We start from the raw sequence: 9,526 nt of genomic DNA on the forward strand, positions 1-9,526 counted from the left end.
TACAGGTGGAAAATAAAGGTGCGTTTCTTTCCTGAGGATTGCGGAATAGTGCAGCGAATTAAATCACAATCTATGCTGCAAAGACTTTGCCTGCTTGAATTGGTCTCGTGCTGTTTGGGGGGTTCTTGCGCTAGAGTACTCTGGTAAAATTTTTTCAGCACACACTCTCCAACTCACGCCAGCTTCGCGCGCATCCAGCAATCGCAAGTAAGTTGTCCATTTTTCGATGTGTATCCTTGCGGCATCCTTCGGCAAAGAATGATGGCGATGCTTCTCCAGATACTCTTCTAAACCCTCGACTTGGGGCTTGATGGGTTTATTCGGGTCAAAAACAATTGCAATTTGCGTTGGGTGAAAAATCTCCATTGCGCTTCTTCTGCCCATTTCAATTTCCACTATGTATTGGAGAGGTATCGTTCGGAATTCAAACGTTGTGTTCAGCGTAACATCTTGCCCTTCGAACGGAAGAAAAGGGTTGGGTAGCCTTTGATAGCCGAAATTGGCGGCATGAGAAATCGGAAGTGGCAAGCCTCTCCGGCACAGCTCGTGAGATGTAAGGTCCTTGGGAATGGGCTTTTCAGGGTAGAGATCCCTAAACATTTCGATTGCTAATAAATGAAATATGCCTCTGGTTTCATCTTTACGACGCAAGAATTCCCAACGCCACCTAGCGCGATCCCAGTCCGCCGTGTCTTCGTAAGCAGATTGATTTATGCCGTTAGGTGTTCCGTATTCTTTCATTTTGTACCTACAAAATGCAAAACCCGAGAAGATTCTACTCCTTGCGACACCATCTCCGCCCACTTATCGAGAACTGCCGCGCGCTGCGGCAATTGCTCTGCCTGATTGTAAACGCGGGCAACAGTGGAGGGGGCTGACCCGCTTGCCGAGTGATTCAAAATACGGTCCACGACGGACTCCGAAGCACCTGCTTCAGCCATCGCGGTCGCAAAACCTGTACGGATGTCATGCAATCGCCAGTGCTCAAACCCTTTTGGGAGCAACTTATCCAGGCGAACTTTAGCCTTGCCGATACCTGATACTGGGGTGGTTCCTGTCGTGGTGAAAACCAGCTTTGGTTTAAGTTTATCATCTTCGCCCCTGAGCGCCTTCAGTTCCCGGAAAGCTGGGTCTGACAGGTGCGTTACATGGGGCTTGCCGTTTTTTGTCCGTGAACCCGGCTTAACAATTCGGCGCTTTTCAAAATCCACCTCATCCCAGCGCAGATTTAAAATCTCGCCTCTCCGTTGGCTGGTCAGGATCATCAAACGAAACAGAGGCCCCCAAAGCTCGCCAGTTTCATATGTAGCCTCCCAGATATCTCGAACCTCACTCAAACTAAGGACGCGCTCACGGTGTTTTTCTTTCGTGGCCTTTGCCACCCCTGCCCCAATGTTCTCTGGAATGTAGCCGCGAACCCATGACCATTTGGTGAAGGCGGTAAGGGCCGCCCGGATTCTATTGGCATATGGTTTGCGGCCAGATGCGGCTTTATCATCGACAGCCTTTTGTATGTCACTTCGCACAAGCTCCGTCATGGGGCGTTCGAGATGAGCCGCCAATGATTGGCGCAACTGCCTCACCCTTTCCTCCCGGGTTTTCAGCCCAGAAAGATGAATCTCATCATAGAACTGGATTATCTCTTCGACCGAATGCTCACTGGACTGCTTGCGGCGCTGTTCTTCTCGTTGCTGTTCAGCAATTGCAATGCGGTCGATGCCTTGCGCCGCTTCTGCCTCTATTTCTAAAGCTCGCGCCCGAGCATCGGATAAGCTGACCGGCTTCGGCCATTCACCCAGCGTATGCTTTCGTTTGGGGCCGCCCTTAACGCGCTTTTCGTACATCCACACAGCCTTACCACTCGAAGACAGCCGGAAGCGCAGCCCTTTGCGCTCTGTATCAGAAACCTCAATCCTCCCCTCATCGGGTGGCATTAGGCTCTTTAGGTATCTGTCCGTCAGCTTGGCTTTCACATTCTGGGGGACTCATGGGGGACAAAATTGCCCGGATTTACGTGGACACCTGCGGACAACCATAGACAATATTTACTTAGGGGACAACGGGCGGAATAACAAAAATAGTATAAAAATATAGTATTTAACAACTTTCCACGGATTGTTACGGACAGCGCTGGACGGATAGTGAATTATGTGGGTAAACGGAATCATAATCCGCGTGTCGGGGGTTCAAGTCCCTCCTCCGCTACCAAAATCACAGACATCACCAATCTTAGCGGTTCTCGGGAACATCTGGAACTTTGGCGGGCAACCCTTTGAATTGGTCACCTACCTATTCGGCAATATCTTCCGCCCAAAGCTCGGGTTTTTCTTCGATGAAACGCCGCATGAGGGCGATGCAGTCAGGATCGTCCGCCACGATCACCTCGACGCCTTTGGAGCGCAGGAAATCTTCGTTGCCGCCAAAGTTCCGGTTTTCTCCGATGACAACGCGCGGAATGCCAAATTGGATGATCGTGCCAGTACACATCATGCAGGGGCTGAGCGAGGTGTAGAGCGTGGTGTCGCGATAGGTCTTTTGCCGCCCCGCCTTGCGCAGGGCATCCATTTCGCCGTGGGCAATCGGATCGCCTTTTTGCACCCGCTGGTTTCGCCCTTGAGAGACAACCTCGCCCCCGCGCGCGAGGACCGATCCGATCGGGCAGCCGCCTTCGTCAAAACCAGCCTTTGCCTCGTCATAGGCGATGCGGAGCAGGCGGATGTCATCGGCGTTCATGAGAGCGTATCCTTTATGCTGGAGACGTCAGGCAATGTTTTAACGCCTGTGTCCCTCGTATGATCAATGATTTAATCCGGAGTAGCAAACTGATCCTCTGCGCGGAAACAAGGGCGAAGCCCGCCGCGCATCGCCGACGCGCCCCAAGGCGGCGATATGAAAATTAGAAACGTTTTCGGATGAAAGCCCGCAAAAACTGATGCTTTTCAGCATACAGACGGTGGGGCATCAGCATCCATTACATGCCTACAATTCTTTAGTTTTTCAGAGAACTTTGTTAAACCAAAATGAAATCGGAGAAAGAACTACCCAATGCCTATCGCGATGCTGGTCTACTTCGTTTCGTATGTTGTTACTCAAGCTATTATTACAAGCCGGGCAACAAAACGAAACAATGAACACCCAATGAGCGGCTTTGAAATACTTACATTGCACGGCTATCGCGCAAACCGGCATAAATTGACCGAAAAAGAACGGTTTTGGTACTGGGCAATCCCCATTGGTTCAGCCTTGGTCAGTTTGGCTGCGTTCGCCTGATCACCGCTGCTTTATCAGCCGTTGCCTGCGGTACTCGCTGGGGGTTTCGCCGAAGCGGGTTTTGAACCAGCGCGAAAAGTGGCTGCTGTCGGCAAAGCCACATTCATGGGCGATTTGGGTGACGGTGCGTTTGGAGTTCATGAGCCGCCAGCGAGCGTGTTGCAGGCGCATGTCGCGCCAAACCTCTTGCGGGGTGGCGTGGGCGTGGTCCTGAAAGGCGCGGTTGAGCTGGCGGACGGTGGAGCCGAGCATTTGCGCGAGTTTTTGTGTGGTGTCGGGCGCGCGCAGTTTCTGACGCATGATTTTGACCGCCTGCGCCACGCGCCAGTTGCCGCAATCTTCAAGGTCCTGATAGGGCAGCCGCCCGACCTTATGCGCGGAGCGGTGTTCATCAACAATCAGCGCGGTCAGCCCCTTCATCCCGCGGGATTTACCGCAATGCTCGATCAGGATCTCGACCGCCAGATCAATGGCCGCCGTGCCGCCCGGGCAGGTGATGATGTCGTCATCGGCGACATAAAGCTCGTTCTCGACCGGCAGGGCGTTGGGAAAACGGTCCAGAAATTCGACACGGTGGTGGACATGGACCGCGGCACGCTTACCCTCGAGCAGCCCCGCCTTTGCGATGGCAAAGCTGCCTGTGCAAAGGCCGATGAGTTTCACGCCGCTGGTATACTGCGCCTCGATGAACTCCAACGTCTCGGGCGGGATTTCCTCCAGATGGTCCAGTAGCCCGCCGACGATCACCAGATAGTCGTATTGCCCGGCCTCTGGAAAAGTTTTCCATGGGGTAATAGCCAGCCCCGCGCTGGAGGTCACCGGGGTCAGGTCATGTGACAGCACCTCCCAATGGCAAAACACCTGCCGGCTGTGGTCAGCATCATCGGCTGAATGGCGCACGGCATCGATAAAACCCGCCAGCGGCAGGATGGTAAAGGCGGGCGTCAGGAGGAAGCCCAAACGCAGGTCGGGCTCCAGATCGTCGCGCTGGTCAAAGGGACTCAATAGCCCGGAGTTTGGATGTTCCGACACCGTGAATGTCTAACCTGTTCTGATAATCGTCTAATATGTTCCTGAATACTCGACCAATTCCATGCATACAATGATTCATGGTCCGGTCAAGGCGGTGGGCACCATCACTTGGATTGCAGGCAACGCAGCTGGTGAAAGCATACAGCATAAAAGACGTTCCAACCTGTTTCATGGACCACACAATCAGGGAGTAAACAATGAAACCGAAGACAAACCCAATTTTAATGGATCGGCTGGCCGCAGCAGCCAAAGAGGGCAAGATTTCTCGTCGTTCCTTTATGTACAATTCCATGGCGGCGGGCGTGACCGCCTCGGCCGCGACCGGACTGTGGACGACCTCGGCCAAAGCCGAGCCAAAACGCGGCGGGTTGTTCCGCATTGGTCAGCATGACGGCAACACGTCAGATCAGCATGACCCGGGGAAATACGTGTCTTTTGCCGATATCGCGTTGGCCCCGACGTTCCGGTCTTATCTGACCATGATCAACCCGGATCAGTCGTTGGGCGGTGATCTGGCGACAGAATGGTCGGCCTCTCCGGATGCGACAGAGTGGACCTTTAAGCTGAATAAGAACGCAACCTTCCATTCCGGCAAGAAAGTCACGTCCGAGGATGTGATTGCCACGCTCAATCACCACCGAGGGGAAGACACCACTTCGGCTGTGGCCGCGTTCTTTACCGATGTGACTGAAATTGTTGCGGACGGTGATCATACAGTCATCATCAGACTGGCAGCACCGAATGCCGACCTGCCCTGGATCATGCCGGATTATCACATGGCGATCTGCCCAGCGAACCCGGATGGCACGTTGAACTGGCAATCTGCAGATGGCAGTGGACCTTACAAACTGGTGGAATTTGAACCGGGTGTTCAAGCGCGCCTGGTACGGCATGATGATTGGCATGGTGAGGGGGCTTATTTCGACGAAGTGTTGTTCCTCTACATCAACGATCCGAACGCGCGTCAGACGGCACTAGTCACCGGTGATGTTGATGCGGTCAGCCTGTTGGAAAACAAGACCATGAGCCTTTTGGAGCGTGATCCGAACCTTGTGGTCGACAACGTTTCATCCGCACAGGCCATCACATTGGCGATGCATGTGGATCAGGCTCCGTTTGACAATAATGATGTGCGCATGGCGCTAAAGCTGGCGATTGACCGCGAAGAGATCATCGACAAAATCACCTTTGGGGCGGCGACGATTGGCAATGATTTCCACCATGCGCCGTCAATGCCCTATTTCCCATCCGAGATCCCGCAGCGGGAGTATGACCCAGAACAGGCGGCGGCGCTGTGGAAGAAAACCGGGCTTGGCGATACGCAGATCAACATCTCAACCGCGGAATCGATCACCACGGGTGCAGTGGATGCCATGGTTCTCTATGCCGAGCACGCCAAGGCGGCGGGCATCAACCTGAATGTCGTACGCGAGCCGAATGACGGCTATTGGTCTGATGTCTGGCTGAAAAAGCCGTTCTGCATGGTGACATGGGGCGCGCGCCCAACGCCGGATGTGATGTACAGCCTGACATATAAGAAGGGCGCACCGTGGAATGAGACCCATTGGGAGAACGAGCGTTTCAATGAAGTTCTGGTTCAGGCCAAGGGTGAACTGGACGATGCGAAACGTGCCGAGATGTATCACGAGATGGGCATGCTGATGCGCGATGACGGTGGTACGGTTCTGCCCTACTTCCCGAACTTCGTGTCAGGTCGTCGCAAGAACGTGCAGCACATCGGGCAGTTGGCTGGTAGCTGGTCCATGGACGGCGGTCGTGCCGCAAGCCGGTGGTGGTTCGAGGGATAACCCCACAACCAAGGCTCATTCATTGATGGTGGGCCTTGGTTCATATACTTTTTGAGGCTCAGCTTTCTTCGTCGGCAAGCATTGCCTATTCATTGCAGGTTTCATTCTGGCTTGGGCCGGGCGTGGTCCGGTTTTTCCCTGATTGCCGGATTATCGTGAGGAACAAACATGCGCTGGAACCGGGTTGTCACGGTCGTAGGGGCACATGCCGAGGGCGAAGTGGGCCGGGTGATCACCGGGGGCGTTTTGGACGTTCCCGGTGACACCATGTTGGAAAAGATGACTTATCTGCAGGCTCATGATGAGCTGCGCCAATTCGTTAACCAAGAGCCGCGTGGTTGTGCGCAGATGACAACCAACCTTTTGCTGCCACCGTGTGCGCCGGGGGCGGATGCAGCGTTTATTCCGATGCAGGCTGACGGCACACATGCGATGTCGGGCTCAAATGCGATGTGCGTCACGACGGTGCTGCTGGAAACCGGGATCTTGCCGATGACCGAGCCCGAGACCGTTGTGGTGCTTGATACTGCGGCAGGTTTGATCAAGGCAACGGCCCGGTGCCTGAACGGCAAAGTCGAGAATGTCGCCCTAGACTTTTTTCCGGCCTATGCAGAAAAGACAGATACCAGAATCGAGGTTGAGGGTCTGGGGACACTGAACGTTGATGTCGCCTTTGGCGGCGTGTTTTACGTCATGCCCAGCGCAAAGGATCTTGGGTTCACCATTGAGCCCGACATGGCCAAGGACATGGTCGAACTGGGCGCAAAAATCAAAACAGCCGCCCGCGAACAAATCAGCGTGAAGCATCCCGAAATCACGCAATTCAATTCGATAGATTTCGTCATGTTCACCGATGAGGTTGTTACAGAGCAAGGCATCCTCAAGAATGCCACCATCATGCCTCCTGGGCGGGTTGATCGCTCGCCCTGTGGAACGGGGTCTGCTGCGCGGCTGGCCGCGATGCATGCCAAAGGGCAGGCACAGATCGGGCAAAAGTTTGAGATGCGATCAACCATCAACTCTCACTTCCAGGCCTCGATTACGTCTGAGACGAAAATCGGGACAAAAACAGCCGTCATCCCTAAAATTTCAGGACGTGCCTGGATCTATGCCATGATGCAGCTTGGACGCGATCCTTCGGATCCATATCAACATGGATACACTTTGGCTGATACTTGGGGCACGGAAATTGAGCACATCATCGGCAATTGCTCAACCCACCGAAGCACAAGTAATCTTTAGTGCTGCACGCGGAAATTCATGCTAAAACATACTCTACTAGGGAGTTTCATGGTGCTGCTGGGGAGGATTGAACTCCCGACCTCACCCTTACCAAGGGTGCGCTCTACCACTGAGCTACAGCAGCACGCTGTGGCGCGCTGATTAGACCCAAATTGCATTCCGTGCAAGGGTTATCTGGACCCTTTTTTTATGGTGATGTAGAGATGGGTCATGAAACAAGAAACCCCGCCTAAAAAATCCGCCAAACCGGCGCAAACCCGCGAAGATCGTCTTAAAGCCGCGCTGAAGGCCAATCTGGCCCGCCGCAAGACGCAGACCCGGGCCCGCAACGCCGTAAAACCGGACGGGGATACGAAAGAGGGATAAGAGCAGATGGATTCGATTGTAGTGACGGGCAATGGCCCGTTGGAGGGACAGATTCCGATTGCCGGTGCGAAGAATGCCTGTCTGGCACTTATGCCGGCCACGCTGTTGAGCGAAGAGCCGCTGACTCTGACCAATGCGCCACGGCTGAGCGACATCAAGACGATGACCGAGCTGCTGCAGTCGCTAGGGGCCGAGGTGTCGAGCCTGCAAGACGGGCAAGTCATCGCGATGTCGAGCCATAACCTATCCACCACGCGGGCAGACTATGACATTGTGCGCAAGATGCGGGCCTCGAATCTGGTACTGGGCCCTTTGTTGGCGCGTGAAGGCCATGCCGAGGTGTCCCTGCCCGGCGGCTGTGCCATTGGGGCGCGCCCGATGGACCTGCATGTGACCGCGCTGGAGGCGATGGGCGCAGAGATTGAGCTGAAGGATGGCTACCTACATGCCAAAACCAACGGCGGATTGAAAGGCGCAGTTCATACGTTAGGCTTTGCCTCGGTTGGGGCGACAGAAAATGTTCTGATGGCAGCGACTTTAGCCAAGGGCACCACTGTCCTCAAGAATGCCGCACGCGAACCCGAAATTGTCGATCTGGCGGATTGCCTGCGCAAAATGGGCGCGCAGATCGAAGGGGACGGCACCAGCGAGATCACCATTCAAGGCGTTGACCGCTTGCATGGCGCAACCCATCCTGTTGTCACCGACCGGATTGAGCTGGGCACCTATATGTTGGCGCCTGCGATTTGCGGTGGTGAGGTCGAATGCCTTGGGGGCCGCATGGATCTGGTTGGCGCTTTTTGCGAGAAGCTAGATGCTGCGGGCATTTCCGTTGAAGAAACCAAGAACGGTTTGAAGGTGAGCCGCAAGAATGGCCGCATCAAAGCCGTGGACGTCGTGACCGAGCCCTTCCCTGGTTTCCCAACCGATTTGCAGGCGCAGATGATGGCATTGCTGTGTACAGCCGAGGGCACCTCTGTGCTGGAAGAAAAGATTTTCGAGAATCGTTTCATGCACGCGCCGGAACTGACCCGAATGGGGGCACAGATCGAAGTGCATGGCGGCACAGCGACCGTCACCGGCGTTGAACAGCTAAAAGGGGCACCGGTGATGGCGACGGACTTGCGCGCCTCTGTGTCTTTGATTCTGGCGGGCATGGCTGCCGAAGGTGAAACCACCGTCAGCCGGGTCTATCATCTGGATCGCGGATACGAACAGGTTGTGCGCAAGCTACGCGGTGTAGGCGCAAAAATTGAACGGATTTCGAACTCATGACACAAGATGCCAGCTTTGATGATGGCCGCGAGGCACCGATCAACCTTGGGGCCTTTGATGAAGAAGATTTGAAGATCGTCTCATCCCTTGTTCAAGATGCGGTGTTTCCAATTACCGAAATGAGCTGGCGCAACTCCGAGCGTCGCTTCGCCATTCTGCTCAACCGGTTTCGCTGGGAAGACGACGGGCAGCAGCGTCATGGTGCAGAGCGCGTGCAGTCCCTGCTGGTAGTCGACAACGTGCTGAAAATCGCAAGCCAGGGTGTGGATCGGCAGGAAAAGGATATGGTTTTGTCGATCCTGTCGGTAGAATTTACCCCGTCCGATGAAGGTGCGGGTCAAATTGAGTTGACGCTGGCCGGAGACGGTGCCATCCGGCTTGAGGTCGAAGCGCTTGAACTGACCCTCAAGGATGTCACCCGCCCCTACCGTGCGCCCTCAGGCAAAGCCCCCAGCCACGACGCCTAATCGTTTTTGTCTGACTGCGACGATCCTTGGCCTTGAGGGGCCGGATATCGCGCGCTATGTCCGGCG

At 54.8% G+C, this 9,526-nt stretch carries 10 protein-coding genes and 1 tRNA gene; 6 read left to right on the plus strand and 5 right to left on the minus strand.

Features of this window, described 5'->3' with window-relative positions:
• Nucleotides 1-63: 63 nt before the first annotated feature.
• From ROA7450_RS16540 to ROA7450_RS16555, 3 genes are all read right to left on the minus strand, one after another.
• Nucleotides 64-741, minus strand: a complete 678-nt coding sequence (locus ROA7450_RS16540) for a hypothetical protein (protein WP_085807058.1) — start codon at nucleotides 739-741, stop codon at nucleotides 64-66.
• A complete protein-coding gene (locus ROA7450_RS16545; protein WP_268808479.1) occupies nucleotides 738-1,973 on the minus strand; it encodes a tyrosine-type recombinase/integrase in 1,236 nt (411 codons plus the stop codon). The genes ROA7450_RS16540 and ROA7450_RS16545 overlap by 4 nt, the downstream gene beginning before the upstream one ends.
• Before the next feature lie 316 nt (nucleotides 1,974-2,289).
• Nucleotides 2,290-2,733 carry a nucleoside deaminase gene (locus ROA7450_RS16555; RefSeq protein ID WP_085807060.1) on the minus strand — a complete coding sequence of 148 codons (444 nt, stop codon included), beginning with the start codon at nucleotides 2,731-2,733 and terminating at the stop codon, nucleotides 2,290-2,292.
• A 312-nt stretch (nucleotides 2,734-3,045) separates the two neighbouring features.
• Between ROA7450_RS16555 and ROA7450_RS16560 the strand changes: the two genes are divergently transcribed.
• Nucleotides 3,046-3,270 (plus strand): hypothetical protein, encoded by a 225-nt coding sequence (locus ROA7450_RS16560; RefSeq protein ID WP_085807061.1) that lies wholly within the window; start codon nucleotides 3,046-3,048, stop codon nucleotides 3,268-3,270.
• Here the strand turns inward: ROA7450_RS16560 and ROA7450_RS16565 are convergent, their stop codons facing one another.
• Entirely contained in the window at nucleotides 3,271-4,275 is a 1,005-nt protein-coding gene (locus ROA7450_RS16565; protein WP_234999569.1) for a GlxA family transcriptional regulator, read from the minus strand. It lies immediately after the preceding gene.
• Nucleotides 4,276-4,499: 224 nt separating this feature from the next.
• Here ROA7450_RS16565 and ROA7450_RS16570 point away from each other — a divergent pair, with 224 nt between their 5' ends.
• On the plus strand, nucleotides 4,500-6,110 hold the full coding sequence (locus ROA7450_RS16570; RefSeq protein WP_085807063.1) for an ABC transporter substrate-binding protein: 1,611 nt from the start codon (nucleotides 4,500-4,502) through the stop codon (nucleotides 6,108-6,110).
• 168 nt (nucleotides 6,111-6,278) lie between these two features.
• Entirely contained in the window at nucleotides 6,279-7,352 is a 1,074-nt protein-coding gene (locus ROA7450_RS16575; protein ID WP_085807064.1) for a proline racemase family protein, read from the plus strand.
• A 49-nt stretch (nucleotides 7,353-7,401) separates the two neighbouring features.
• On the opposite strand, the gene ROA7450_RS16580 is transcribed toward ROA7450_RS16575, so the two are convergent.
• Nucleotides 7,402-7,476, minus strand: a tRNA-Thr gene (locus tag ROA7450_RS16580).
• 86 nt (nucleotides 7,477-7,562) lie between these two features.
• Here ROA7450_RS16580 and ROA7450_RS21200 point away from each other — a divergent pair.
• The 3 genes from ROA7450_RS21200 to ROA7450_RS16590 are packed head-to-tail and all read left to right on the plus strand — an operon-like array spanning nucleotide 7,563 to nucleotide 9,460.
• A complete protein-coding gene (locus ROA7450_RS21200; RefSeq protein WP_200812976.1) occupies nucleotides 7,563-7,718 on the plus strand; it encodes a hypothetical protein in 156 nt (51 codons plus the stop codon).
• A gap of 6 nt (nucleotides 7,719-7,724) precedes the next feature.
• Nucleotides 7,725-8,993, plus strand: coding sequence for a UDP-N-acetylglucosamine 1-carboxyvinyltransferase (gene murA / locus ROA7450_RS16585; protein WP_085807065.1), 1,269 nt, complete (start codon nucleotides 7,725-7,727; stop codon nucleotides 8,991-8,993).
• Nucleotides 8,990-9,460, plus strand: coding sequence for a DUF2948 family protein (locus tag ROA7450_RS16590; RefSeq protein WP_085807066.1), 471 nt, complete (start codon nucleotides 8,990-8,992; stop codon nucleotides 9,458-9,460). Before murA ends, ROA7450_RS16590 begins: the two co-directional genes overlap by 4 nt.
• Nucleotides 9,461-9,526: the final 66 nt, after the last annotated feature.

The sequence above is a fragment of the Roseovarius albus genome, from assembly GCF_900172335.1.
In the GTDB taxonomy this organism is placed as follows: domain Bacteria; phylum Pseudomonadota; class Alphaproteobacteria; order Rhodobacterales; family Rhodobacteraceae; genus Roseovarius; species Roseovarius albus.

What these genes read in the sequence shown, in the direction of transcription:
- ROA7450_RS16540 (WP_085807058.1), bottom strand. Translation starts at nt 741, where the DNA reads ATGAAAGAATACGGAACACCTAACGGCATAAATCAATCTGCTTACGAA.
- ROA7450_RS16555 (WP_085807060.1), bottom strand. Translation starts at nt 2,733, where the DNA reads ATGAACGCCGATGACATCCGCCTGCTCCGCATCGCCTATGACGAGGCA.
- ROA7450_RS16560 (WP_085807061.1), top strand. Translation starts at nt 3,046, where the DNA reads ATGCCTATCGCGATGCTGGTCTACTTCGTTTCGTATGTTGTTACTCAA.
- ROA7450_RS16570 (WP_085807063.1), top strand. Translation starts at nt 4,500, where the DNA reads ATGAAACCGAAGACAAACCCAATTTTAATGGATCGGCTGGCCGCAGCA.
- ROA7450_RS16575 (WP_085807064.1), top strand. Translation starts at nt 6,279, where the DNA reads ATGCGCTGGAACCGGGTTGTCACGGTCGTAGGGGCACATGCCGAGGGC.
- ROA7450_RS21200 (WP_200812976.1), top strand. Translation starts at nt 7,563, where the DNA reads ATGAAACAAGAAACCCCGCCTAAAAAATCCGCCAAACCGGCGCAAACC.
- murA (WP_085807065.1), top strand. Translation starts at nt 7,725, where the DNA reads ATGGATTCGATTGTAGTGACGGGCAATGGCCCGTTGGAGGGACAGATT.
- ROA7450_RS16590 (WP_085807066.1), top strand. Translation starts at nt 8,990, where the DNA reads ATGACACAAGATGCCAGCTTTGATGATGGCCGCGAGGCACCGATCAAC.